This is a genomic window from Paenibacillus sp. S-12 (assembly GCF_030363895.1).
GTDB classification, from domain to species: Bacteria; Bacillota; Bacilli; order Paenibacillales; family Paenibacillaceae; genus Paenibacillus_B; species Paenibacillus_B alvei.
Map to the genome: position 1 here is coordinate 99,879 of NZ_JASIUF010000005.1, position 25,688 is coordinate 125,566.

Genomic DNA, 25,688 nt, shown 5'->3' on the forward strand with positions numbered 1-25,688 from the left:
TCCCTTATGTTATGTCAGGCGATGCATTCCGTATAAGATATACGGTGCCTAATTAAAGCCATGCAGGCGCGACATCTCCTGTGTGACCTGCAGCAGTATGCTAATCCAGCGTTCGAGGTGGGGCTCCATTCGATCACTAGGCCCGATTAAGCTAATTGCGGAAACATTCCCGTCCCCATAGAATATCGGGGCCGCAATGCCAGTCACCCCAATATTACGCATGTTCGAGCTCATCTCATAGCCGCGCTGCCGGATGCTCGCAAGACGCTGGCTCATTTGCTCCCGATCTGTAATGGAGTAGTTCGTGAAAGCAGCCATTGGTTCAGCAAGCACTGCTTCCTGCAGCGTCTCCGGACTATAAGCCAGAATGACGCGCGAGGCACTTGTCGCATAAAGCGGGAATCGTCGATAGGCATCAATGATAAAGCGAATCGGCAGCGGAGAATCCAGTTTGTCTACATAGATTGCATCCTGCTGATCGCGAATGCATAAACATACCGATTCCTTTGTCAAGTCTGCAAGCTGCTGCAAATAAGGTCTAGCAAAGCTGACCATATCATCGTCATTCTTCACCTTATTGCCTAATTCTAATAGAGTATAGCCCAATGAATACAGCTTCGTTCGGGGATGCTGCTTAATCAGCCCTTCACTTTCCAAGGTAGTCAGCATCTTATGAACAGCCCCCTTGGACCATTGCAATTCACGGCTTAAGTCCGTTACGCCCCATTCCTTGGCCCCGTGTAGGAACAGCTTCAGCAGTGTACAGCATTTCTGGACGGATGACAGATAGTGCTCCATATTCTCTCTCCTAAGTTCGGTGTATCCGATATTTTCATCAATGAAAAAAATGAAGCTGATAGGTTGGCATTGTTCAAGCAATTGTACGTCTACAATACAAATGATGTGTTAAAATGTGACAAAAATCATGGTTCTATATTGAACATACCATGACCCTATGCTAAAATCAAACCAAGATTCACCAATTATAAACAATGTTCACAAATAGTGAACATAATAATGGGGAGGAATACAATGAAAGCATGTCGCTGGGCATCATTGATATTAACTTTAGCCTTGATTGGATCTTTGGTGGCAGCTTGTGGATCGTCTAGTTCCAGCATCAAAGATGGAAGCGGTTCCAATTCAGGGCTGGAAGGTGAATTGGTTATCGCAGGGAATGGCGCAACCGTAGAGACTTTGATGAAGGATAAGATTTTCAAGAAATTCAATGAAAAATATCCAGATGTGAAGCTGTCCTATGTATCGGGCGTATCAACGGATATTGTGGCCAAGGTCACAGCTCAACAGGGATCTCCGCAAATCGATGTAACCGTAATTGAAGGCGGCGAGCAGGAGGCTGGTAGTATCAAGGGGCTGTGGGAGGCGCTTGTTCCTGCTCAGATTCCGAACATGTCCAAAGTTGACGAACAACTTAAAATCAATGATAACAGCGGCGTAACAGTCAACTACACCCCAATGGGCATCTCATACAATGCCAAGCTGGTGAAGGAGAAGGGATTGCCTGTACCGGAGTCGTGGAATGATCTGGCTCGTTCAGAAATGAAGGGCAATCTGATATTAACTGAAATGTCGAGCAACTTCGGACGTTCAGCAGCAATTATGCTCGCATATGCGAATGGCGGCTCTGAAAAAGATATGGCTGCAGGCTTCGATAAGCTGAAGACGATAGCGGGCTATATGCCGACATTTGCGAAGACAGCAGCTCAATTGCAGCAGAATTTGCAAAATAATACGGCAGCCTATACAGCATGGACAATGGCACGCAGCATCGTGCAGAAGGATCAAGGTGTGGAGCTGGAATTCGTTATACCGAAGGAAGGGGCCAACATTGTGCCAAACGTTGCTTCCTTAGTCAAAGGCGCCAAGCACCCGAACGCAGCGAAAGCATTCATCGATTTCCTGCTGACCGATGACGTACAGACGTTGTATGCAACGGAGCTCTTTTACAATACGGCGGTCAATGTGAAGCTGCCAGAAGATACGGCGAAGCTGCTTGATTTTGATAAAAGCAAGATCGTGAAATTCGACTATGGTGTCATTAGCGACAATACAAAGAAATGGCTGGATCAATTCAATAAGGAAGTCGCGCCGCTTGTTGGCCAATAACTTAAATAACTTACAGATAAATAGGATGGAGGATAGGCTCATGACGATCACGTACGACGTAGAATTGCAGAGCGTTCACAAGTGCTTCGGTGGAACGGTCGTCGTTGACAATTTCAGCTTGGGAGTGGAGCGGGGGGAGTGTGTTACTTTCCTCGGTCCCTCGGGTTGTGGGAAGACGACGACATTGAATATGATCGCCGGCTTCTTAGAACCGGATGGAGGAGAACTGCGAATTAAAGGCAAATCCATGCGCGGCGTCCCGGCAAATAAACGGGACTTGGGTATGGTATTTCAGACATACTCGCTATTTCCGCATATGACGGTCGGGGAAAATGTTGCATACGGCTTGAAGCTGAGAAAGACGCCGAAGTCAGAAATGACGGATCGCGTGAAGAAGGTACTTGATCTTGTTAAGCTTCCACATGTGGGCGACCGGTATCCGAAGCAGTTGTCTGGAGGACAACGCCAGCGAATCGCGATTGCTCGTGCACTTGTTACGGAGCCATCACTGCTGCTGCTTGATGAGCCCTTAAGCAATCTCGATGCGAAGCTGAGAGAGGAATTGAGGGAGGAAATGAAGCGTCTGCAGCAGGAAATTGGCGTTACGACGATATTTGTCACACATGATCAGGAGGAAGCGATGTATCTCTCTGATCGAATTGTCGTGCTTGATCACGGCGCTGTAGAGCAGATCGGGACACCTGAGCAGATCTATCATGAGCCAGCCTCGGCATTTGTACATGAATTTGTCGGGAAATCCAATCGCTTTGAGGCTACTGTCGTTGCTGTACATGAGCAATGGGGCGAGCTGCGTACAGCCGGGGGGATGAAGCTGAAGGCTCAACGTAAGAAATATCCGTTCAAGGAAGGAGAGCAGGTGCTAGCCTATGTGCGTCCTGAGCATATACGTATGGAGGCTGCAATGTCGGCCGGTGGAGATTCTGCGGATGAAGACAATAACATGTCCGGGATCGTTTCACTAGTATCCTTCCTTGGCTCGTATGGAGAAATGGTTGTGCTCACAGCAGATGGCTCGATCAGTGTACGAACACATTCTCAGCGGCGCCATCATCATGTCTCAGACGGAGAGCATGTAAAGCTGGCATGGGCTGAGCAAGACGTCGTCGTATTCCCGCGGAAGGAGGGGTAGCAGATGGCGAAGCCCGCACGAAGCAAGGCTTGGGCGGCTATGCTGCTGCTCGTTCCCAGTCTTATCGTTATTTTGGGTGTATTTGTGTTGCCAATGCTGTACATGTTCGTGATCAGTATTCGTGAAGATGGAGGTGCGGGGGCGTATACGCTGGCACAATACCGGCTCTTCATTCAGGATTCGTATTACTTGGAAGTGCTGTGGCGGACAATCAAGCTAAGTCTGTACACGGTAATCGTATGTTTGCTGCTCGGTTATCCGGTTGCCATGTATATGGCGCAGGCAACGCCGAAAATGCGGGGCTTCATCACGTTCTTAATTATATCTCCACACTTAATTAGTGTCGTCATCCGAAACTTTGGCTGGGTCGTCATCTTAGGAGACGATGGCTTTATTAACAACAGCCTTATCTCGCTGGGAGTAATCGAGAAGCCTCTGCGCCTGCTGTACAACGAGCTCGGTGTCGTTATCGGTCTCGCAGATTCATTAATTGTCTATATGGTGCTTGCGGTCGCAACGAGTCTGTATGCAGTGGATGCTTCGCTTTATAAGGCGGCAGGAATATTAGGCGCATCACGTTCGCGGATGTTCTTCAGTGTGACACTGCCGTTAAGCATGCCTGGCATATTCGCTGGCACGACGCTTGTGTTCAGTTTGGCCATGAGCGCGTTTGTTACGCCTGCACTGATGGGGGGCACATCTGTGAAGGTGATGCCGGTTATTGCCTATGAGAAGATGATGGCAGCATATGATTGGTCGTTAGGTGCAGCGCTTGCCTTTTTGCTGCTCGGATCCACGCTTGGGCTCGTAGCTCTGTTTACCCGAATGGTTGAAACGAAACGATACAAGGAGGTGTTCTCGTCATGATAAACGAATCGAGACGATTTCGAATTACGCCGCTCGGCATAATTACTTTTTTCGTTGTTCTCATGGTTATTTCACCGCTCCTTATTATCGTGCCTACCTCGTTCACCTCGACAGGGGTGCTTCGCTTTCCGCCTGAGGGCTTTTCTTTGCAATGGTATGTAAAAATCTTCGATCGGCCTGAATTTATCGAATCGTTCTGGGTTAGTGTGAAGCTGGCGTCCATTAGCGCAGTCATTGCGACAATTATCGGCACATTGGCCGCATTCGCTCTTCACAAATACAAGCCACCGGGATGCGGGACGATCAATGCGCTGCTCTTGTCGCCGCTGACAGTGCCGTCTCTCATTATCGGGATATCTGCACTGCTGTTTTTTACAAGAATTGGATTGGCGGGGACGTTTACTGGCCTGCTGCTCTCTCATATTTTAATATCAGTTCCGTATGTTGTGCGGCTTGTGCTGACCGGCTTAAGCTCCTTCGATTATACGTTGGAGCGGGCTGCAGCGATTCTTGGGGCAAATCCGGTACGAACATTCTGGGATATTACGCTTCCTGTCATCCGACCTGCTATTTTTTCAGGAATGGTATTTGCGTTCTTAACATCGTTCGATAATGTAACTGTATCCTTATTTTTAATCTCTCCATCTACGACTACACTTCCAATGGCAATCTTCAATTATATGCAGGAGTCTTTAACTCCGCTTGTCGCATCGATTTCTTCCATCATGATTTTGCTTAGTCTCGTATTTATTTTTATCCTAGAACGGGTCTATGGATTGGATCGGCTGTTCGGTTCCAATTCGCAATCCCATTAAGGAAGGTAGAATAATGAAATACCTGGAGCAGTTAGAGCGGTGGATGCCTGAAATGCTTGCCCTGCTGGAGCAGAGTGTGAACATGGATTCTCCGTCTGCCAACAAAGGTTTGACCGATCGAATGATCGACTGGTATGAGGAGCGCTTCAAGGAAGAACTCGGGGCTGAAGTTGAACGTGTGCCAAATGTTCAGTATGGAGATAGACTCGTTGTTCGCGTTGGGAGTGGGCCGAGGAAGGTATTGCTCGTCGGCCACGCGGATACGGTATGGCCTGCGGGAGAAACGAAGAGAAGACCGTTTCAAGTAGACAGCAAACGGGCTTACGGGCCTGGCGTATATGATATGAAGGCGAGCTTGATTCAAGCTTTATTTGCGATAAAAATTCTACAATTTACAAACAGGCTTCCCGAAAAGCTATCAATTATGTTATTAATTAATAGTGATGAAGAAATTGGAAGTCCTACTTCACGGAAATGGATTGAATCCTTTGCGAGAGACAGCGAGGCGGCCTTCGTACTCGAACCGCCAATGGAGCCTTCTGGAGCATTGAAGACAGCTCGCAAGGGAAGTGGTCGTTTTCATCTGTCAGTAATTGGACGAGCCGCTCATGCTGGTGTCAATCCCGAGTCTGGCGTCTCTGCTGTTGAAGAGTTGGCTCAACAAATTATTCGTCTTCACCGGTTGTCGAATGCAGAACGCGGCATACATGTGAATGTCGGAAAAATTAGTGGTGGAATTGGAGCAAATGTAGTAGCCGATTATGCCGAGGCAGAGATTGATGTGCGCGTCCGAACGATGGAGGATTTCGATCGTTTTGTGGAGTTGATTCACGGACTTGCTTCGATTCATCCTGATGTACGTCTTCAGTTGACTGGAGACATGAATCGTCCGCCTATGGAGCGAACCGATTCGATTGCCAAGCTGTATCAGATAGCTAGAGAAGCAGCGATGGAACAATTGAGCTTGGAGTTGGAGGAAACGAGCACGGGCGGTGTAAGCGACGGGAACTTCATAGCAGCGTGTGGAACACCCACTCTCGATGGGTTAGGTGTGCGCGGAGACGGCGCGCATTCGCCATCAGAATTTATTTGGCTGCATGAACTGCCGCGTCGAACTGCATTGTTGGCTAGTATACTGGAACGTCTGTAACGTTGAAGGAAGCAGTTGATTCAGGGGAGAGTGCAATCCATGGCCAAGTCACTAGGTTCTAGCACGAATATTATTATCCGGATGGAAATTGACAAGCATGTATGTACATTTGCTCAGATTGCAGCAGCAATCGGTGAGAGCGGCGGGGATATTGTTGCGATAGACGTTATTCGCGGCACTCCGGCATTTACCGTACGGGACGTTACAGTCAATGTGTATGATGGCAGTGTTGGTGACCGCATCGTACAGCGGCTGAAGCAGCTCAAGGGTGTTACGATTGTAAACGTATCGGATCAGACGTTCTTGATGCATCTCGGCGGCAAAATTGAAATGACCCCGAAGGTGCCGATTCGTAACCGTGACGATTTGTCGCGCGTATATACGCCAGGTGTAGCACGCGTATGTATGGCCATTCACGAGGATCCAAGCCGTGCTTATACGCTTACGATCAAGCGTGACACGGTTGCTGTTATCTCGGATGGAACGGCGGTGCTCGGGCTTGGCAACATCGGTGCGCTGGCAGCTATGCCGGTTATGGAAGGAAAGGCGATGCTGTTTAAGCAATTTGCCAATGTAGATGCATTTCCAATTTGTCTGGATACGCAGGATACGGATGAGATTATTCGTACCATTGAAGCGATTGCTCCGGCATTTGGCGGCATTAACCTGGAAGACATATCCGCGCCGCGCTGCTTTGAAATTGAGCAGAGACTGAGTGAAAAATTAGACATTCCAATCTTTCACGATGACCAGCATGGCACATCTGTCGTTATGCTTGCAGGGCTGCTCAATGCCCTTCGTATTGTTGGAAAATCAATTGAGAACTGCAAGATTGTACTGTGCGGTGTCGGTGCGGCCGGCATGGCATGTACAGAAATGCTGTTGACGGCTGGCGTTGTAAATATAATTGGCGTGGATCGTCAAGGAGCACTTGTTCGAGATACGGTATATGAAAATGACGCATGGAATCGATATGCGGCAAAGACGAATCCGAACTTAGAACGAGGCTCGCTGAGTGATGTGATCCGAGGTGCCGATGTATTTATTGGAGTATCTGGACCAGGCGTATTGAAGAGAGAGGATGTCATGACGATGGCTTCCGATCCGATTGTATTTGCTATGGCTAACCCGACTCCGGAGATTGATCCAGATGAAATCGAAGATATCGCCCGCATTATCGCAACAGGCCGATCCGATTATCCGAACCAAATTAATAATGTTCTCTGCTTCCCAGGTCTGTTCCGCGGCGTGCTCGACTGCCGTGCGTCAAAGGTGACGGAGAGAATGAAGCTGGCAGCGGCTAACGCGATTGCTGAAGTTGTACCCGCAGAAGAATTGAACGAACTATATATTATTCCAAGCGTCTTTAATGCACAAGTTGTGCCGAAGGTTCGTGATGCGGTCGTGGATGCGGCCTATGCGGATGGTGTGGCACGGAGACGTGACTACAGAGACGCGATGAACAAAGGGGTATAATCTACGTGTCATGTATATGTTATTGACTGACGAATCACTTCAGGAGGCTTATCAGGAAGCCGTTCGCATGCAATTAGAGACATTATTTGTTGATATGCTTCATGCTGAAATTGAATTTCGCAAGAAGCAGGCAGGTATGGATGCGACTTGATGGTGATGGTAAGCGATACAATTGCGCAGTACGTATAGGAATCCCAACATAGATTTTGTGCCAGCCACTCTTTCAACAGCAATGTCTGAAAGGGTGGCTGTTCTGCTTGATGGGAAGCGATTTCAACTGAAAAAAGACAAAAAAATGAAATAAAGTGCTAATTTATAACATATTTATCAAACGTTATTATTGACGATATGGAATATGCAGGTACAATATGCCTATAATACGTTACTCAGATCATGCTTTTAAGCTTTTATGTAGTAAAATATTTGGGCGGTAATTGACCACTGATGATGTAACATCCAATCAGCTTGGTTCTGTAACGAGGTGGTAATTAGACAGTTTAGTAGGCAGTTAATGAGATCAATCGAAAAAGAAAGGGTGTGTTAGTCATGAAGAAATCACGTCGCCATCTGGTTATGACTGCGATGATGTCGCTGCTTATACTGTTTGCAGCCGCATGCGGCAATGGAGGGGCTTCCAATAGCTCCGGCAGCGAAGGAAGCGGAGAATCGACCGGCTCCAAGTCTGCAGAAGGGAAAAAAGTGAAGATTGGCATTACGCAGGTTGTCAACCATGCATCCCTCGATGAAGCGTACAAAGGATTCGTTCAGGCCTTGAAGGATAGTGGCTATGTTGAAGAGGAAAATCTGGTGCTGGATTATCAAAATGCACAAGGGGATCAGACAAATGCAGCTACGATTGCTCAGAAGTTCGCAACTGGCGGAGTTGACCTCATTTTAGGCATTGGAACCTCTGTCTCACAAGCGGCGGCGAAGGAAACGAAGGATATCCCTGTCCTGTTCACGGCTGTAACGGATCCGGCAGGGGCAGGTCTTGTCCAGAGTATGGAGAGCCCAGGCGGTAATGTTACCGGAACGACAGACCTTCATCCGGAGGCAATATCGAAGCTGATGGAATTCATTAAGAATAGTATTAAAAATATGACTACAGTAGGCATTATTGCGAATGAAGGAGAACAGAATACAGTAGTCAATGTTCAGAAGGCAGAAGAATCCTTGACGAAGCTTGGATTATCTGTTGTGAAGGCACCTGTTACAAATAGCTCTGAAGTGAAGCAGGCAGCGGAATCGCTTATTGGGAAGGTTCAGGCTATTTATGTGCCTTCTGACAATACCGTAGTAAGTGCATTGAACTCGGTCATCGGTGTAGGCAATGACAATAAGATTCCGGTATTTGTCGCTGAGAAAGATTCCGTGAAAAACGGTGGTGTTGCTTCCTTCGGTTTTGAATATTTCGACCTGGGCTATACGACAGGAAAGATGGCTGTTGAAATCTTAAAGGATGGCAAAAAACCTTCGGAGGTTCCTGCCCGCATTCCTGAATCCCTTGACTTGGCGCTGAACTTGAAGGCAGCAGAAGCACAAGGATTTGAAGTTACCGATGCGATGAAGCAGCAGGTGAAGCCGGAAAATTTGTTCCAATAACATGCTGAGTGCGAGGTACAGCTAGCTGTACGAGCGTTGAACAAGCATAATGTACTTCTATGCAGCCTCTACCTAACCATAATTTATCCGTTAAGCTGCAGACGGCGGAATACATACGGCCTGTACGATGACGGTTCGTAGTTCACTGTAACGGTGGTGCGTACTGCTTTCGATGCGGGCCGTTCATTTATTTTGAAGATGAGAGGAGCGATCGCTTGTGGATGGAGTTGGATTAGCAATGCTGAAATCAGCCGAGTTGGGTGTACTATATGCCATTATGGCGCTAGGGGTATATTTGACCTTTCGCATACTCGATTTTCCTGATCTTACGGTAGACGGGAGCTTTACAACAGGAGCTGCGATCGTTGCATTATCTATCACATCAGGCATGTCACCATGGCTAGGAACCTTGCTCGCTTTCGTTGGGGGCGGAATCGCTGGCATGATTACAGGTATTATTCATACGAAAGGGAAAATCAACGCCCTCTTATCTGGAATTTTGATGATGATTGCGCTGCACTCTATTAACTTGCGAATTATGGGCAAAGCCAATATCGGCCTCATGCAAAAAGAAACGCTGCTTACCCCTATATCGCATGGATTTACATTGTTGATTGTAATGGGCGCATTTGCGATGCTAATTAAATTCGGTCTGGACTGGTTTTTGCGCACCGAGATCGGCTTATCACTGCGTGCGACAGGGAACAATTCACGCATGATTCGCAGCTTTGGTGTGCATACCGACAATACGATTATTCTCGGTGTCAGCCTTTCTAATGCACTGGTTGCCTTATCAGGAGCGCTGGTGGCGCAATCACAAGGATTTGCGGATATCCAGTCAGGCGTCGGCATGATTGTCGTCGGGCTGGCATCCGTAATTATCGGGGAAGCGATATTCGGTCACCGTACGATCTTGCGCGCTACGTTTGCTGTCGTATTAGGTGCAGTTCTGTATCGGATCATTATTGCAGTAGCCTTGCGATTGCAAATGAATGCAACCGACTTAAAGCTGTTGACTTCCATTATCGTTATTGTTGCCTTAACGATACCAATGATACGCAAAACGTTACATCAACGGCGTGCAAGCAGGTTGCGTGCGTTCCAGACGATTGAAAAGGGCGGTGAATGAAGATGCTGCATGTCAATCAGGTAAGCAAGTTTTTCAATGCGAACTCAGCGGATGAGAAAATGGCGCTGTCACACATCCAGCTTCATCTGCAGTCTGGTGATTTTGTGACAGTCATCGGCAGCAACGGTGCAGGGAAGTCGACCTTAATGAATATCATTTCCGGTATGATTACATCTGATGTAGGAAGTGTATCTATAAATGGCCATGATGTGACGTATATGCCAGAGCATCGCCGCAGCCGCTGGATTGGACGAGTGTTCCAGGATCCAATGGCCGGAACTGCTCCGGATATGACGATTGAAGAAAATATGGCTATTGCACTGAAACGAGCCGCCAAACGAAGGCTTGGCATAGGTGTTACGCGGAGTCGCCGGGCTTTGTTTAAGGAGGAGCTGTCAAGGCTTAAGCTCGGTCTGGAGAACCGATTGAATGCCAAGGTTGGTCTGCTGTCTGGCGGAGAGCGCCAAGCATTGAGCCTGCTTATGGCCACATTTACACAGCCTAGCATATTACTGCTTGATGAACATACTGCAGCGCTTGATCCAGGCCGTGCAGAGCTGATTACCCGATTGACGGATGAAATTGTACATGCTTCTTCTTTAACCACTCTGATGGTAACGCACAATATGGAGCAGGCAATTCGGCTTGGCAACCGTCTTATAATGATGGATAAAGGGAAGATTGTGCTCGATATTCCTGCTAAGGTGAAGCAGACACTCACAATAGATTCACTGCTCCGTGAATTCGAGCGAGTTCGTGGAGAGAAGTTTGTTGATGATCGGGTAGTGCTTGGGGGGGAATAGCAATTTTCGCCACCCAGCACGAAACATCCTACAGGAATTAGATCGATTCGAGTCGTTATAATTCAGGTGGAAGCGGGAAGTCTAAAGGTGGAGGTGATTGATATGCCGCATAACAAACCGCAGCGAATTCATCATCAACGTAATCAAGCCAGCATTATGGAGGAACAAGTAACTCCGAAAACCGGCAAGATTGCCCACCGTGCAGCAAGCTTGAACCAAATTCCAAAGCAGCAAGGCTAGAGGGATAATCCATTAATGACAGATTGCCTGATGCCTCGTACTTAGGAGTTGGGGACAGCTTTTGCTGCTTTGGTAAGCCTCATGAATAAGAGATGACAAAGGAGATGTAGACAATGGCACACAAACAGCAAGGGCATTCCCGTCAAAATACGACGACTCGTACATCAGATGCCAATAACGCAAAAGGTAAGAATAAGTAAAACGAAGGCCATTATATTTGGCTTCAACCGGTAATAATCCTAGTTTATAACGTATTAAGCTCTTACATGGAGGAATAAGTATTTCTTCCATGTCTTCTATGTCAAACGCCTTTCAAGGAGGATGCCAATTCAATGGACCATCTGAATCTGGAGAGCGATTATTCTTGTTCTCAGGCAAGTTCTGATCTCCCCCAGCTTAAGGCAGAGCTCGAATCGCTTCGCACGAAGGCGATTGGAGGAATGTCTTATGATCTGGAGCAGGAAATCAATCGAGTAGAAAATCAAATTCACTTTATTAAAAATAAGTGCTCCCTGCGTTAATCAATAATGCCTAAAAGAAGAAGCGTCCACTAAGCCTGCACATGCAGACGAGGTGAACGCTTTTTTCTTGTGGCCAATTAGGTTGCAGAAACGGCCGTTGATGTATCTGCTTTAAGCTTCGGATTGGTTGTATCCAAAGCATTCACTGTATGTGCAGGAGGCTGCTCAAGAGGTGAAGCCACTGAACCCTGCTGAAGCTGGTACATTTTATAATATCGTCCTTGCAGCTGCATGAGTTCGTCATGTGAACCCTGCTCTACAATCTCTCCACGATGCAGTACAAGAATCAGATCTGCACTGCGAATCGTCGACAAGCGGTGGGCGATGATGAATGTAGTACGCCCACGCTTCAATACATCGAGCGCTTCCTGGATCAATGCCTCTGTCTCGGTATCAATGTTCGCTGTCGCCTCATCCAAGATTAAAATGGAAGGCTGGAACGCAAGTGCACGGGCAAAGGAAATCAACTGCCGCTGTCCGGCAGAAAGTGTGCTTCCTTTCTCAATCACAGGCTCATCAATCCCATGCGGAAGCTGCTTCAATATTCGGTCTGCACCAACGGCCTTCAAGGCGTCCTCCACCTGCTGGCGGGAAATGCGCGGATCGCCAAGGCTTACATTGCTTGCAATTGTTCCTGTAAAGAGGAACGGGTCTTGCAGAACGATTCCCATATGCTCCCGAATCCACTGCTTCGGTACACTTGTAATAGGCGTGCCATCAATGCGAATTTCCCCTTTTTGCGGGTCGTAGAAGCGGAAGAGCAGGTTCATGATCGAGCTCTTGCCGGATCCGGTATGGCCGACGAGAGCAACTGTTTGTCCTGGCTTTGCTTCGAAATTGAGGTTCTTCAGGACGTAATCTTCCTTGTATGCGAAAGATACGCGGTCGAACTCAACATGACCCTTGTAGCGCGGCATGGAACCTTCGTCGAGCTCCTCTCCATACTCATCCATCAGCTCAAATACGCGGCCAGCCGATACCAGGGATGAATCCAGATTAGCTAGTTGGTTCACCATTCCGATAATCGGATGGAACAAGCGGTTCAACAGGTCGGTGAATGCATACAGCACACCGAGCGTGATGATCCCGGAGCCGTTCAAGGAAGCACCTGCGAAATACCAGAGTACAGCCGCAAATGCAATGTTACGCAATACGTTCACCAAGTTGTGCGAGGTGAATGCATTCAAATTCAACATCTTATTTTGATACGTAAAATATTCGTCGTTCATGGCGTTGAACTCATCCATCGTTTGCCGTTGACGGCCGAATGCACGAATAACAGGCATTCCTTGAATAGATTCGTTGATCATTGCGTTGATGGAGCTAAGCCGTGAACGAATGATCTTGTTATAGCGGGTTGCAAACTTACGGTAAAGGATGACCCATAATACGATTAGCGGCAGCACGAACATACAGACGAATGCCAATTTCACATCCAGTATGAAGAGCGCTACATAAATCCCGGATATCGTAATAATTCCTGACGTAAAGTTAGCAAGAACGGAGACGAACAAGTCTTTCACTGCTTCTGTATCATTGGTAACGCGCGAGACTACTTTACCTGCAGGCAAATTATCAAAGTACGGAATAGGCAGTCGCTGCACATGTGCATATACGTCGCCGCGAAGTGTGCGGATAACGCGGTTCGCCGCTGTCTGCAAGCCAAGCGTCTTGCCGAAGCTCATGAAGATGCTGACGACAAGCAATCCGAAATAGAGAGCCATCAGCTTCACAATGCTTGCAATCTCCGGCTCATAGAATCGAAGTATGTCCTGCAAGGACATAACGGCAGCAGGGGAAGACCAAGCCTGATCGCCAGTACGAATCGTCAGGGTTCCATCCTTGTATGACCGTTCTCCCGTCGCTTGCTCAGGAATGTGACCATTCACGAATAGGAACTGGGATCCGACTTGCAGAATGCGCGCTTCTGGGCCTTTCTCCTCGCCAGGCTCAAAGCGATCCTCACGCTTTAAGGTACGCCCTTCATATGTGATGGTTCCCTCTGCTGAAGAATTAGCTTCATAATAGGGCTTTTCTATCCCTAAAATATGTTTGTCGATAATCGTCTTGGCGATAAATGGTCCGGACAGCTCGGCTGCCACGGCTAACGCTAACATCAGTAAGGCAAGTATGAACGTGCCTTTATATTTCAACGCATAGCGCCACAATCGTCTGCCTACATGACGGGGTGCTGCTTTTGGTTGTTCGATTTCCACGTAGTATTTCCTCCCTTCTTACAATCCCGACTCCAATTGCTGGCGGTCATACTGTTCTTTATACCAGCCGCCCTGCTGAAGCAGTTGCTCATGCGTACCTTGCTCGACGATGCGGCCATCATCCATGACGATAATCATATCCGCATGTTCGATGGCGGAGAGACGGTGCGTCGTAATGAGTGTCGTCTTACCGGCACGCTGCTCGCGAATGTTCTTAATAATATTCGCTTCTGTCCGTGCATCTACTGCAGATAGAGCGTCGTCCAAAATAAGCACTTCTGGGTCTTTTATGAAGGCGCGTGCCAGAGACACACGCTGCTTCTGCCCGCCAGACAGTGCAACCCCCTTCTCCCCAACGATGGTGTCGATACCGTTGACCAAGGTAGGAAGGTCATGTGTGAAGGAGGCTGTATCAATCGCATTCATCACATCTTGTTCCGTACCGTGTTCGGAACCGTATAGAATATTTTCCTTCACGGTCTTGGAGAACAGAATTTGCTCCTGTGGCACATAACCAATCCAGCTTTGGAGCTGATCCATTGGAATTTGATCAAGCGGCACGTCATTAATTAAGAACTGACCATTCCCGATTGGATACTCCCGCAGCAATTGTTTAATGAATGTTGACTTGCCGCTGCCGGTACGTCCGACAATGCCCAGCGTTTGGCCTTTGCGCAGCGTCAGTGAGATGTCCTCCAGATTAGGCACCGTAGACGATGGATACTGGAACTTATAATTTTTCCAAGTGAAGGTTGCAGGAACTTCGACTTCCTTCGGCTGTACTGCATCCTGTACATCTGGTGTATAATGGAGAACTTCGTTTACCCGATCCATTGCGGCATTTCCGCGCTGCATAACATTAATGAGCTCGCCGATAGCGAACATTGGCCAGATCATGAACCCAAGGTACATATTGAAAGTCAACAGTTCTCCCAGTGTCATCTCATTATGAATAATCAGATAAGCTCCGAATCCAAGCCCGATCATATAGCTAAGCCCGATAAATAAGCGAATAACTGGGTCGAACAACGCGTCGACTTTGGCAACCGCGACATTCTTCTCATATACGTCCTGGACGATATTGCGGAAGTGCTGTTCGTCTGATTTCTCTTGTACGTAAGCGCGAAGGACGCGCACACCGCCAACCGATTCAAGCACCTGGTCATTCATCTTGCCGAATGCGTCCTGCGCAATGGTATAGCGCTCATGAATCATCTTGCCGAAGATCTTCATGGCAATTGCGATGAATGGCAGAGGCAGCAGAACCGCCAGAGTCAATTTCCACTGCATGAGGAGCATAGCGACAAGTACAGTAGCCAAAAAAGCGGTCGAGTCTGTTAAGGTGAGCATGCCGAAGCCTGTTGTCATTGCGACAGAACGCAGGTCATTCGTTGAACGTGCCATTAAGTCACCAGTACGGTTTTTTTCAAAAAACGGAGGTGTCATCTTCAGGAAATGGCGCATCAGCCTAGAGCGCAGCTTGCGTTCTACGAGGTTGGCTCCTCCAAAGATCTGATACATCCATACGTACGTAATTCCATAAATAATCACCATGGAACCTAAAATGTAAAATAAGTACTTCGAAAGGGACTGCCAAGTAATCGTCCCCGTTACGATATCATCGATAGCATTGCCTAGCAGTCGGGGAGGAAGCAGTTCTAGCACACCTACTGCAATAAGTAGGGTTACCCCGATTAAGTATCTCGTTTTGTGTTCTTTGAAGAACCAGCCGAGCTTTCCTAGTACGGAAAACATACACTCACATCCTTTGTCATTTGGTGCAGATTGATATCAAGACAATAAAAAAAGGGCATACCGTTCGTAAACGATATCCCTTTGATGAGTAAGGTCATATATACGAGCGGTGGCCGCCCGTTGTCCGATGGTTGATTCCATTGTACGATTACAAATGCTCCTGAATCGAATACTCGTATCAGGAGAGCATGATCAATCGAAATGGATTCATTTTACCGTTCGATCTGAATTAAGAATAAGTCAAATCGCTCGGTTCAGCAGGGCTCCATTGATATGAAATTGCATGTGTTGTGTTATCCACATGTAGGTTTAGCAATTGTACTGTTAACATGGAGTTCGCCTGCCTTTCTGTCAAAGTTAGTTGGACGACATCGTGATCGTCCTGTCTGCTTGTTGATTCTAGCACTGCGGATAAAGCATTGTCAATCATTTTATTGCACAAAATTAACACTTGACTTATCTGACTTTATAGCGATGATTGCCTCTCGTTTTTCACAAAGCCACATCCCCAATTGCCGCTTCTTGCTGCTAAAGCGGCAACTTTAGATGAGGGAGGGCATTTGTGTATGAATGGCACAGCATCCGAATGTAGTTGCGAACTGTTTGCCGTACATAGGGAATCATCGTATGATGTAGATGATTTGATTATATCCTTATGATTTTCCAAGCAGCAGCGACAGTATGCCTGCTGCAATCAGGGGGCCGACAGGAACACCGCGGAACAAGGCAACGCCCAGAACGGTACCGACGAGTAGACCTGCTACAACGGTGGGGGATTGGGTCATTAAATGAGCGCCGCGCCCTCCCAAATAGGCGACGAGCATGCCGACGGCTACAGCTAAAAGGGATTTCCAATTCATGAAGGACTGTACGATCGTATCAATGGACATTTTGCCGCTCGCAATAGGTGCCATGACCCCGATTGTCAATATAATGATGCCTACGGTCAGCCCGTACTTCTCGATCCAAGGGAACAGGCTCTGCATATTCGTCACGCGGAGCAGCAATAGAACGACCATTGCGATGGTAACGGTAGAATTGCCGCTCACGATGCCTAGCCCCGCAAATCCGAGAAGGATGAGGGATGAAATATCTAGTTGTGACATGGTATGTATCTCCTTTCACATTCGTTGACAAGAATAGCATATTTCCTATGTATTGAAAATAAAACAGATCGGAGTGCTGCATAGATGAGCAACACATTATTGATAACAGGATTTGACCCATTTGGGGATGAAGCCATTAATCCTTCTTGGGAAGCCGTGAAGCAGCTTCATGGACGTACAATCGGTCATTACAACGTTCATGCCGTTCAGCTTCCGACCTCATTCGAACGCGCGGGCGCGGTGCTTGGTGAAGCGATGGAGCAAATCAAGCCGGATGCTGTGATTTGTGTCGGACAAGCCGGAGGCAGACCGGATATTACACTTGAGCGCGTGGCAATTAATTTGCAGGATGCGCGCATTCCGGATAATGATGGAGCGCAGCCAACAGATGGAGCTATTGTTGAGGGCGGGCCTGTTGCTTATTGGGCACGAATGCCGCTGAAAGCGATTCGCGCCGCCGTGCTGGAGGCCGGCATCCCTTGTTCCATTTCCTATACAGCGGGTACCTTCGTATGCAATGCAATATTTTATTGGTTAATGAACAGGCTGGCTGAGCAGGAAGGCAGTGAACAAATGCGCGGCGGATTTATTCATATCCCATTTTTGCCCGTACAGGCTGCTCGTTATTCCAATATGTCTTCCATGTCGATTAATGATGTGGTGAAGGCGCTGGAGACGGTTATTGTTCACTTGAATGATGTGGAAAATACAAGCGACAGCGCGGGGACGTTACATGGCGCCTAAGTTTAGGATATAATAGTACTTTTCGAAATAAATCCTATAGGGAATTCGAATCGGCCGGTAGGCGGAAAGGAGTTGCAAGGTGAACGAACAACCTTCCATGAAGGATGAGGAAGAATTATATCTGACACGCGTGCTTCGCTTGATGGATCGCCAGATCGCTGCATTGGAAGCAACCGCTGAGGAGCGGCAGGCTGAAATTGTAGAAATGAAGCGTCATTTCTGGGATGAGGTCACAGTCGATAATGACGAGATGTTCGAAACGTATGTAAGCATCATGCAGCAAGCGAAGGATTTGGCTAGTCATGAGCGTGTACAGAAGCATGCAGCCAAATGGCTGAACAAGCTCCGCAAGCATATCCAAGCGCCGTACTTTGGACGCGTTGATTTTATAGAGGCAGGGGATACGGAGACGCTTCCGGTTTACATCGGACTGATGTCTGTAACGGATGAGGAAAGCGGTGAGCATTTCGTCTATGATTGGCGTACGCCAATTGCCGGTTTATTCTATGATTACGCGCCTGGACCGGTTCAGTATCGTACGCCAGCGGGTGTTATTGAGGGGGAGATGACGCTCAAACGTCAGTTCCTCATCCGTAATGGCCGCTTGGAGGCCGTTTTTGATACTGGCATTCAAATCGGCGACGATATGCTGAAGGAAATGCTGAAGCGAAGCGCGGATACGAAGATGAAGAGCATCGTCAGCACGATTCAGCGCGAACAGAATGCCATCATCCGGGATGATTTGCACGACGTGCTAATCGTACAGGGGGCTGCTGGAAGCGGGAAGACGTCTGCGGCGATGCAGCGGATCGCGTATTTGCTGTATAAGTACCGCAGCAGCATGCGATCCGAGCAGATTATTTTGTTCTCGCCAAATGATTTGTTCAATGACTATGTATCCAATATTTTGCCGGAGCTTGGCGAGGAAAATATGACGCAGACGACGTTCCAGTCTTATATTGAGCACCGTCTCGTTACAGAGCGAAGCATTGAGGATATTTATGATCAGACTGAACGCCTTATGTGCGGCATGGATCGCTGGACAGCCTCGAGAGAAGCGAGAGTCGAGGCTGCGGCTGCCAGATGGAAGGCTTCAGCCGGCTATCAGCAGGTGCTGGATCGCTATATCGACTCTTTACAGCGGGAAGGCGTGCGCTTTATCCGCTTTGGTACACCAAAGCGAACAATTATTAGCGCTGAGCAGCTTGCAGAACAATTCTATGTTCAGTTTGCGGATTGGTCCTTGCCGGCTAGAATGGACAAACTAAGAGACTGGCTGCTGGAACAGCTCCGGACTTGGGCAGTTAAGGAGCAGAAGCGCATATACCGGAAGCTGCAGCAGCAGCCAAATTACTTAGGGACGGAAGAAGAGCTTCGCGATATGAGCCGCAAGCAGGTGAACAAGTGGTTGAAGCGGTTCCGCAAGCAGGCGAAGGAACTTCGTTTTGTCGAGTGGGAAGAGATGTATTGCGACTGCATGCGCAGTCTTGAGCATTGGGCGAAACAGGCCGCGACCATCACGAACGTAAATGATACCGTGGATGTGGAAACGATACGTGCGATCGGACTGCGGTCAGTAGAGCAGTTCGAAGCGGGAATTATTCCATTCGAGGATGCCTCTCCATTGCTGTACCTAATTGAAAGTGTAGAAGGATTCGACACCTTCAACCATATTCGCCATGTTGTCATTGATGAAGCGCAGGACTATTCTCCATTCCAATATGCACTGCTGACACGGTTATTTCCACGCAGCCGGTTCACGATATTGGGTGATTGGAATCAAGCGATCTACGAATCGAATCGCATGGGCTCAGCAGCAGCGCTGCAAAATGTATTTACGGAGAAGAAGGCCGGCGTGATTACACTACGCAAAAGCTATCGTTCTACTCGCAATATCATGGAGCTGGCAAGCAGCATTCTTCCGAATGGCGAGCAGGTAGAACCGTTCAGCAGAGAAGGAGAAGAGCCCACTATCATTCGCTGCGAGGACGAAGAAGAGCAAATGAAGCAGGCTGGTGAGCAACTGGCGGCATGGGCAGCAGAGAACAATCTTGCTTCTATTGCAATTATTACAAAGGATGAAGCTACCGCGGAACGGGTTCATAATCAGCTGCAGCATAGCTTCCCGCAATTGAAGCGGGTATCGAAGCATACAAAGCAGTTCGTTACCGGACAATGGGTTGTCCCCTCCTACCTTGCTAAGGGATTAGAATTCGACGGGGTTATCGTATTTGACGCGCAAGAGCAAGCGTATGGTCATGAAGCAGATCGGAAGCTGTTCTACACGGTGTGTACTCGCGCGATGCATCGTCTTGCACTGCTGGCTGTAGGTCAAGTAACGCCGTTCCTCGATGCATGGAGCGGAGAAAGAGCTTAATCTTCACAGCATGGATATTCTAAGTAGGAAAAGCGCCTGATGGCACGGGGTTCGGATGTAACCTCCGAGCAGTGCCGCCGGCGCTTTTTTTATTGGGGGCTTATGTTGTGATAGATTCGATTTCGTTCATTTGTGTACGATCGATATCCATCGTTTTGTAGCTTGAATTTAATCATCTGCAAAGGGGGAATGATATCTTATGCTCCATGAACGACCATCCGCTCTATTTCGTCATATCTTCAATCGACTGAATCTGCATATAGGACGGAACGACAAGGCCAATTTTCGTTCCGTTTAAGTTCGGGCCAAGATCATCCACGTCATTTTTAAATCGATCGTAGTAATCCTTATGAGTCTTTGGCAGCCAAGCTGCTACGATAGCATCGACATCACCATTTGCGACACCTGTCCACATGGGGCCGGCTTCTACTTGAATAAGATCGACTTTGTAACCGACCTTCTCCTCAAGCACCGCTGCGATAACATTTGTGCTTGCAATCTCAGAATCCCAAGCCACATAACCGAGTTTCAGCTTCTTTCCTTCGATTTTATCTATGCCGTTCGTCCAAGCAGCGGCCTTATCCGCATTGGCTTCTATCCAAGCTTTGGCCGCGATGTTCGGTTCCTGGCCGTCATGGATAGCAACCATCACCTGAGCCATATCGTCAGCAACCCATTTGAATTGATCCAATGTCTTGTATGCCTCGGGCTCCTCTTCCTTTAAGCCTTTGCGAGCGATGGTATGGATTTGCTCGTCACCACCGAAGATCCCCTTCGGATCCTCAAGATATTTCAGATCATATTTTGCGAACATCCAGTGCGGTGTCCAGCCCGTGATAATGATAGGCTCCTGTTTCTTGATTGCCTTATCCAGAGCCGCGGTCATAGCAGCCCCTGAACCTTCAATGAGCTTCCAGTCGGTTAACCCGTATTCCTTAATCACTTTCTCGGTGGATTGCATGATTCCGGCTCCGGCATCGATTCCTATAATCTTATAGTCAACCTGTTTCCCAATGCTCTCGCTGGTCGAACCACCACTTCCACCTTCCTCTTGGCTGTCCGATTTACCTCCTGAAGCAGATGAACAAGCAGCCACCGTCCATCCCAATACGGCAATCAGACCGATTAACATCCAGTACCTCGTGCGATTTTGTCTCATATTCATCACGCTCCTTGTTTGTTCGTTTTCCGGTTTTTAAGCGAATGTTGAGAGAAACGATCTAAAATAATGGCTAATAGTACGACAGACAAGCCTGCCTCGAAGCCCTTGCCGATTTTGAGCATGGTGACAGCGCGGTAGACCTCGGTGCCGATGCCTTGCGCTCCGATCATCGAGGCGATAACGACCATAGAGAGGGTCAGCATAATCGTTTGATTCACACCAGCCATCAAGGTTGGCATGGCGACGGGGAGTTGCACCTTCCATAACGTCTGCATGGATGTGGAGCCGAATGCGGAAGCAGCCTCAATCATGTCATGGGGAACCTGCCTGATGCCAAGCTCGGTTAGGCGTATGGTAGGAGGGACTGCAAAAATGATAGAGGCAATTACACCCGGAACTATGCCTAAACCGAATAAAAATACAGCAGGAAGCAAATAGACGAATGCGGGCATGGTCTGCATGAAATCAAGAATAGGCTTCACAAGGCGAGATAGCCTATTGAACTTGCCGCAGGCAATGCCTAGCGGGATGCCGATAAAGATGGAAATTACAGTGGAAACGATGACTAGTGCAAGTGTGTTCATGGTGGGTATCCAATAACCCAGCCAGTCGATGATGAGCAACCCGATAGCGGTTAACAGAGTGAGTGACCATCTGCCCAGCAAAAATGCGAGCAAAGCGGCCGCAACAATGAACAAGTAAGACGGCATGATGAGAAAAAGGCTTGATATTGCCTCAACACTATGCTCAATCCATTTGGAGAGCAGTTGGAACAATCCGTCAGCATTCGTACTTAGCCAATCAACACCATGTTCGACCCAATTACCGATGCTCAGCTGCATGATTTAACACTCCTTCCGCTGCAAAACTGATATCAGTGACTGAGGCAGAATAGAGCTCTAGTTGGGATTGGGATGAGGGTGGGGAATCGGGCAGATTGCCTGCAAGCGCTCCAAGCACAGCTCCTCGGACAATCGCGCCAAGCAGCCTGCCATCTGGGTCAACTACAGCTATTGGCAGCTTGGCCTCGCCAGACAAGGCGAACAATTCGTTTAGAACAACAGTGGGCGATACAGTTGGAACTTCTGTGTGCATGGCTTCCTGTAACGTTAACCCGCTGCGTGCAGCCTCGCTTGCCTGTTCGGCTGTAACGACTCCTTGAAGGGACTTATCCTTCCCGACCACGAACAGTGTGGAAATTCCAATATCCCTCATTAACTGCAGCGCTACACGAGGGCCGCGATCTTGGGATATCGTCTCTGGCCTGCGCATGATATGCGCGGCGGTGAGTACCTTGGATAAGTCTACGCCTTCAACGAATCGCTCTACATATTCGTCTGCCGGCTGCATCAACATTTGCTCAGGAGTTCCGATTTGGATCAGCATGCCGTCTTTTAGCAGGGCGATGCGATCGCCGATGCGAAGCGCTTCATCCAGGTCATGCGTGATGAAAATGATCGTTTTGTGCATTTTTTGCTGCAGGGCAAGCAGTTCATCCTGCATGTCGCGTCGGATGAGCGGATCGAGCGCGCTGAATGCTTCGTCCATAAGCAAAATATCTGGATCGTTGGCTAGAGCGCGTGCTAAGCCGACTCGCTGCTGCATGCCGCCGCTCAATTCATCCGGGTATTTGTCCTCCCAGCCGTTAAGACCGACGAGACGGAGTGCTTCGGCAGCTTTGCGGTAGCGTTTTTCTTTGGAGAGTCCTTGTATTTCGAGGCCATATGCGGCATTGTCCAGCACACTGCGGTGGGGGAAGAGCGCGAATTTCTGAAATACCATTCCAATGGTTCGGCGTCGAACCTCCCGCAGTTCAGTTGTGTTCAGCTTGGAGATGTTACGATCCTTGAGCCAGATCTCACCGGAGGTCGGTTCGATGAGACGATTCAGCATGCGGACGAGTGTAGACTTTCCGCTGCCGGATAGGCCCATGATGACGAATATTTCTCCTTGTTCCACGGCAAAGGACACTTGGTTAACAGCTACGGTTGCTTGTTTTTCTTTGGCTAGCCGTTCTCTTGACCATCCTTGCTGCAGCAGAGCGAGTGCTTTTTGTTCGTGATGTCCAAATATTTTAGTCACTTGGCTGACCTTGATCATGGACAATCCTGTCACCCCTTTTGCGTATGGATTCTTGTGCATGAAAGATATATCCATTTTAACCCTTGGAAAAATTAGATAACAACTATTAAAACTGTTCGTAAAAAACGTTCAGAAAAAACTTTATAAACTTATGCTTTCATATGCTTGCAGATGCTAATATTTGCTATTCCATTTGCTCCTTTACAATTTGTTCCTGTTCTCTTACAATGTGTTCGTTGAACATGGAGAAGGAGTATACCCACCAGCGTTCACTAATACATATACGGGACGGTTTCGAATCGAACGGCAGTGGCCGCACAGACATGATTCGGCACAGGAGGAATGACACATGGCTACGTTCGCACAGTTGACACAGGAGCAGAAGAGCGTTGTCGAGAAAGCTCGCAATCGTGTCATTGAAGCGATCGGACAAAATATGGACTTGTATGGAATGACCCATTCGACAGGTCATCTGTACGGCTTGCTGTTCTTCAGCGATCATCCGATGACATTGGATGACATGAAGCGGGAAATGGAAATGAGCAAGACTAGCATGAGTACGGGCGTGCGAACTCTTGTGGACATGAAAATGGTGTACAAAGTGTGGGAGAAGGGGACGCGCAAGGATCTATATGAGGCGGAGCAGGATTGGTATCAGACCTTTACCGACTATTTTGGCCTGAAGTGGAGAAAAGCGGTTGAGATGAATATGTCCGCCATCCGACGCTCGATGAGGGAGTTGGAGACGCTGCGCAGCAGCTCGGATGATGATCAGCTTGCTGCTGTCATCTCTCTAGATCTTTCCAAGATGAGGCAGGCGGAAGCCTACTACGAATGGCTTGACCGATTGATTGATGCACTCGAGTCCGGGGATATTTTTTCACTTGTGCCGAAACGAGAGCAATAAACGAGTGAACAGCTTGATACTAGCTGCAATGATCCGCATAATTTAATTTCACTAGTTTTAATAATTTTAACTATTTTAGTAAGCTTGAAGAGGGCGGTAACCAACCGTCCTTTTTTTCTTCCGGTTTTTCCCTGAACATTGTCTCTTTTTCCTAAATGCTATATTATATATATTAAATTAATAATTAAGGATGATACGAATGAGCTATGATTCTCGATCGCCGCTATATTTGCAAGTACAGCGATATATTGAGGATATGATTCAAAATAAACAGCTGAAGCCGAATGATCGAATTCCGACAGAGAAGGAGCTGATGGAACAGTTCCAAGTAAGCCGCATTACAGTTGTGAATGCGCTTGCAGCACTTGTGAAGGAAGGGTTGATCTATCGAGTTCCGGGGAGAGGAAGCTTTGTCTCAAAGCAGATTATGGGCAAAATGATCATGGCCCAGGAAGAGTCGAATAACGCAAATACAAATGAAATGCGAGATAGCAGCGTGTCAGGATTTGCCGGACGTGAACGAAGAAAGAAAGTCGTGGGATTCGTCATGCCTACGCTCGATGATTATTTTGCGATGAGACTAATAAATTCCATTCAGAAAACGCTGAATGAGCGAGGTTATTCCCTTATCGTTGCATTCAGTGGAGGCTCGAAGGATCGGGAGGAACAGCAAATACGAGAGATGCTGGAGATGGGCATAGCGGGCTTGCTGCTGTTTCCGGTGGATGAAGATATGTATAACGAGGAAATTCTGTCATTGAAGGTGAATGGCTTCCCGTTCGTGCTTATTGATCGCTATTTGCCTGGAGTGGATACGCATTATGTGTGCTCGGACAATCGCCTAGGGGCTGAAATGGCTGTCGCTCACTTGTGGGAGCTGGGACATCGCAATATTGCAATATGTACGGATGCATTTCGGGATTGCGTCAGCGTGCAGGATCGCATAGCTGGATATATGAATGAATATCAGAGAAGGGGTGCCATGATTAATCCGGCGCTTATTTTGACTGATTTCACAATTCCTGTCGGCGAGGAAGCGGATGATTCTGTTTTGGCTCGGTATATGAGGAGCGGGATAGCTACTGCATATATTGCCCTGCACGGCAAATTAGGCATGCGTATGCACCAAATTGCGAAGCGGGCTGGACTGCGTGTTCCCGAGGATATTTCGATAGTGACATTCGATGATCCAGAGCATCTGGAAGAGAGAGAGACATTTTTCAGTCATATTTATCAAAATGAAGCGCAGATTGGCCGCCGAGCGGCTACGATTCTGGCCGATATTATGGATCGTCCGGAGCAGGACGGTGCAGCAGGCAAGGAAGTGTATCATAAAGTTATTCTTGAGCCTCAGTTCGTAAACAGACGTTCAACTGGGCCATGTCAGTCTGAACAGTAACCCCCACATTATACTTCACATCACCGCCAATCTCAGCGTATATGCGGAGATTGGCGGAAT

23 protein-coding genes are annotated in these 25,688 nt (G+C 48.0%); 16 read left to right on the plus strand and 7 right to left on the minus strand.

What is annotated here, in order from left to right; genetic code table 11:
* Nucleotides 1-48: 48 nt before the first annotated feature.
* Entirely contained in the window at nt 49-798 is a 750-nt protein-coding gene (locus NO352_RS03260; RefSeq protein ID WP_005547569.1) for an IclR family transcriptional regulator, read from the minus strand.
* Nucleotides 799-1,032: 234 nt separating this feature from the next.
* Between NO352_RS03260 and NO352_RS03265 the strand changes: the two genes are divergently transcribed.
* The 12 genes from NO352_RS03265 (at nt 1,033) to NO352_RS03320 (ending at nt 11,880) form a co-directional block, all read left to right on the plus strand.
* The gene (locus NO352_RS03265; RefSeq protein ID WP_268620185.1) at nt 1,033-2,127 is read left to right on the plus strand and encodes an extracellular solute-binding protein; all 1,095 of its coding nucleotides are present in this window, start codon (nt 1,033-1,035) and stop codon (nt 2,125-2,127) included.
* 40 nt (nt 2,128-2,167) lie between these two features.
* Nucleotides 2,168-3,277, plus strand: coding sequence for an ABC transporter ATP-binding protein (locus NO352_RS03270; RefSeq protein WP_268599135.1), 1,110 nt, complete (start codon nt 2,168-2,170; stop codon nt 3,275-3,277).
* 3 nt (nt 3,278-3,280) lie between these two features.
* Nucleotides 3,281-4,144: an ABC transporter permease gene (locus NO352_RS03275; RefSeq protein ID WP_289354895.1), complete on the plus strand. Its 864-nt coding sequence runs from the start codon at nt 3,281-3,283 to the stop codon at nt 4,142-4,144.
* Nucleotides 4,141-4,959 (plus strand): ABC transporter permease, encoded by an 819-nt coding sequence (locus tag NO352_RS03280; protein WP_262866981.1) that lies wholly within the window; start codon nt 4,141-4,143, stop codon nt 4,957-4,959. Before NO352_RS03275 ends, NO352_RS03280 begins: the two co-directional genes overlap by 4 nt.
* Nucleotides 4,960-4,972: 13 nt before the next feature.
* On the plus strand, nt 4,973-6,109 hold the full coding sequence (locus NO352_RS03285; protein ID WP_268620183.1) for a M20 family metallopeptidase: 1,137 nt from the start codon (nt 4,973-4,975) through the stop codon (nt 6,107-6,109).
* Between the two features lie 39 nt (nt 6,110-6,148).
* Complete coding sequence (locus NO352_RS03290) at nt 6,149-7,585, plus strand: NAD-dependent malic enzyme (RefSeq protein ID WP_005547579.1); 1,437 nt, start codon at nt 6,149-6,151, stop codon at nt 7,583-7,585.
* A 10-nt stretch (nt 7,586-7,595) separates the two neighbouring features.
* Nucleotides 7,596-7,736 carry a sporulation histidine kinase inhibitor Sda gene (gene sda, locus NO352_RS03295; protein WP_081505748.1) on the plus strand — a complete coding sequence of 47 codons (141 nt, stop codon included), beginning with the start codon at nt 7,596-7,598 and terminating at the stop codon, nt 7,734-7,736.
* 395 nt (nt 7,737-8,131) lie between these two features.
* The gene (locus tag NO352_RS03300; protein ID WP_289354896.1) at nt 8,132-9,187 is read left to right on the plus strand and encodes an ABC transporter substrate-binding protein; all 1,056 of its coding nucleotides are present in this window, start codon (nt 8,132-8,134) and stop codon (nt 9,185-9,187) included.
* A gap of 217 nt (nt 9,188-9,404) precedes the next feature.
* Nucleotides 9,405-10,316, plus strand: coding sequence for an ABC transporter permease (locus NO352_RS03305; RefSeq protein WP_005547583.1), 912 nt, complete (start codon nt 9,405-9,407; stop codon nt 10,314-10,316).
* 2 nt (nt 10,317-10,318) lie between these two features.
* A complete protein-coding gene (locus NO352_RS03310; RefSeq protein WP_289355165.1) occupies nt 10,319-11,119 on the plus strand; it encodes an ABC transporter ATP-binding protein in 801 nt (266 codons plus the stop codon).
* Nucleotides 11,120-11,221: 102 nt separating this feature from the next.
* Nucleotides 11,222-11,359 carry a hypothetical protein gene (locus NO352_RS03315; protein WP_262866983.1) on the plus strand — a complete coding sequence of 46 codons (138 nt, stop codon included), beginning with the start codon at nt 11,222-11,224 and terminating at the stop codon, nt 11,357-11,359.
* A 332-nt stretch (nt 11,360-11,691) separates the two neighbouring features.
* Nucleotides 11,692-11,880, plus strand: a complete 189-nt coding sequence (locus NO352_RS03320) for a hypothetical protein (RefSeq protein WP_005547588.1) — start codon at nt 11,692-11,694, stop codon at nt 11,878-11,880.
* A gap of 77 nt (nt 11,881-11,957) precedes the next feature.
* Here NO352_RS03320 and NO352_RS03325 read toward each other — a convergent pair whose 3' ends face one another.
* The 3 genes from NO352_RS03325 to NO352_RS03335 form a co-directional block, all read right to left on the minus strand.
* On the minus strand, nt 11,958-14,096 hold the full coding sequence (locus NO352_RS03325) for an ABC transporter ATP-binding protein (protein WP_289354897.1): 2,139 nt from the start codon (nt 14,094-14,096) through the stop codon (nt 11,958-11,960).
* A gap of 18 nt (nt 14,097-14,114) precedes the next feature.
* The gene (locus NO352_RS03330) at nt 14,115-15,851 is read right to left on the minus strand and encodes an ABC transporter ATP-binding protein (RefSeq protein ID WP_262866984.1); all 1,737 of its coding nucleotides are present in this window, start codon (nt 15,849-15,851) and stop codon (nt 14,115-14,117) included.
* A gap of 653 nt (nt 15,852-16,504) precedes the next feature.
* Complete coding sequence (locus NO352_RS03335) at nt 16,505-16,957, minus strand: DUF441 domain-containing protein (RefSeq protein ID WP_005547591.1); 453 nt, start codon at nt 16,955-16,957, stop codon at nt 16,505-16,507.
* An 84-nt stretch (nt 16,958-17,041) separates the two neighbouring features.
* On the opposite strand from NO352_RS03335, the gene pcp reads away from it, so the two are divergent.
* Nucleotides 17,042-17,701, plus strand: coding sequence for a pyroglutamyl-peptidase I (pcp, locus tag NO352_RS03340; protein ID WP_005547593.1), 660 nt, complete (start codon nt 17,042-17,044; stop codon nt 17,699-17,701).
* A 79-nt stretch (nt 17,702-17,780) separates the two neighbouring features.
* Nucleotides 17,781-20,078: an RNA polymerase recycling motor HelD gene (gene helD / locus NO352_RS03345; protein WP_289354898.1), complete on the plus strand. Its 2,298-nt coding sequence runs from the start codon at nt 17,781-17,783 to the stop codon at nt 20,076-20,078.
* A 223-nt stretch (nt 20,079-20,301) separates the two neighbouring features.
* On the opposite strand, the gene NO352_RS03350 is transcribed toward helD, so the two are convergent.
* Genes NO352_RS03350 through NO352_RS03360 form a run of 3 tightly spaced genes read right to left on the minus strand, consistent with a single transcriptional unit; the run spans nt 20,302 to nt 23,346 of the window.
* On the minus strand, nt 20,302-21,237 hold the full coding sequence (locus NO352_RS03350; protein ID WP_289354899.1) for a glycine betaine ABC transporter substrate-binding protein: 936 nt from the start codon (nt 21,235-21,237) through the stop codon (nt 20,302-20,304).
* 5 nt (nt 21,238-21,242) lie between these two features.
* Nucleotides 21,243-22,082, minus strand: a complete 840-nt coding sequence (locus NO352_RS03355; protein WP_005547600.1) for an ABC transporter permease — start codon at nt 22,080-22,082, stop codon at nt 21,243-21,245.
* Entirely contained in the window at nt 22,063-23,346 is a 1,284-nt protein-coding gene (locus tag NO352_RS03360; protein WP_289355166.1) for a quaternary amine ABC transporter ATP-binding protein, read from the minus strand. Before NO352_RS03360 ends, NO352_RS03355 begins: the two co-directional genes overlap by 20 nt.
* A gap of 325 nt (nt 23,347-23,671) precedes the next feature.
* Between NO352_RS03360 and NO352_RS03365 the strand changes: the two genes are divergently transcribed.
* Together NO352_RS03365 and NO352_RS03370 are read left to right on the plus strand one after the other, a co-directional pair.
* Nucleotides 23,672-24,229, plus strand: a complete 558-nt coding sequence (locus NO352_RS03365; protein WP_289354900.1) for a GbsR/MarR family transcriptional regulator — start codon at nt 23,672-23,674, stop codon at nt 24,227-24,229.
* 199 nt (nt 24,230-24,428) lie between these two features.
* Nucleotides 24,429-25,628: a GntR family transcriptional regulator gene (locus tag NO352_RS03370; protein ID WP_262866985.1), complete on the plus strand. Its 1,200-nt coding sequence runs from the start codon at nt 24,429-24,431 to the stop codon at nt 25,626-25,628.
* Nucleotides 25,629-25,688: the final 60 nt, after the last annotated feature.